At 49.1% G+C, this 782-nt stretch carries 1 protein-coding gene and 1 pseudogene; both read right to left on the bottom strand.

Annotated elements, in window-relative coordinates; genetic code table 11:
- A pseudogene (locus A3750_RS03445) lies at positions 1 to 439 on the bottom strand (hypothetical protein); the annotation flags it as partial.
- Positions 399 to 725 carry a DUF4266 domain-containing protein gene (locus A3750_RS03440; RefSeq protein ID WP_231871693.1) on the bottom strand — a complete coding sequence of 109 codons (327 nt, stop codon included), beginning with the start codon at positions 723 to 725 and terminating at the stop codon, positions 399 to 401. The pseudogene A3750_RS03445 and the gene A3750_RS03440, both read right to left, overlap by 41 nt.
- Positions 726 to 782 lie beyond the last annotated feature (57 nt).

Genomic DNA, 782 nt, shown 5'->3' with positions numbered 1-782 from the left:
AGAAGTCTTGAGCCACCGAAAAATACGCGGTGTTTGCTTCATAATCGTTTTCGCTACTATTGGTATACCCACCACTAAGAATCGTTTTCTCGTGCAGAAAGTCTATTCCGCCACTAAATTCTGTCCGTTCCTCTTCGTACTCGCTTGCCGTCGCGATTACATCAACAGATGCCGCCGAAATTGAATCGACGTAATAATGACCTGTTACGGACACTTGTGGCCCAATACTCTTTCGCACTAGAACAGATGGGCCGCTAATCTCCATGCCCCCTCCATCATAGCGATGATGCATGATATCAACCGCATCTGGTGGTAACGTCGCTGCAAAGGTGTTGACGCTATAAAGCGCTATGCTCGTGAGGGCGGCAACCAGGTGAGCGAATACCTTAACTGATTTTTTAGTTACACCCACAGCCTCCCCCTGTGCCACCTTCAGCACCTCTCGCACCTTCTCGTGCTTGATAAACATGATGCATATACGCGTCTGCATAACCATGACGGCTTAGGCTCATGATGGGGTCTGCGAGATTGTCTCGCTCGTAGGGTTTCACCCACGGTTTGATATCTGCGCAGCCGCTAACCGTAGCGCCAAACAAGACGACAACAGCAGTAAAGAAAGGAGCGATCCGGCACTTAGCCTTGCCTTTTGATCGAGCGAACAAACTTCGCCCCGTAGCCCGATCGTTACCGGAAGGCTGAATGCGTTGTTTGATTATGAACATCATTCGCGGATTAACTTCTTAACTTGTTTAAGGTAATCGTCTTCGTACCCGGGCTTATAG

It is taken from the genome of Oleiphilus sp. HI0079 (assembly GCF_001635105.1).
This window is presented reverse-complemented; position numbering and strand designations above follow the sequence as displayed.

Coding starts and splice junctions, on each gene's coding strand:
- A3750_RS03440 (WP_231871693.1), bottom strand. CDS start 725: ATGATGTTCATAATCAAACAACGCATTCAGCCTTCCGGTAACGATCGG.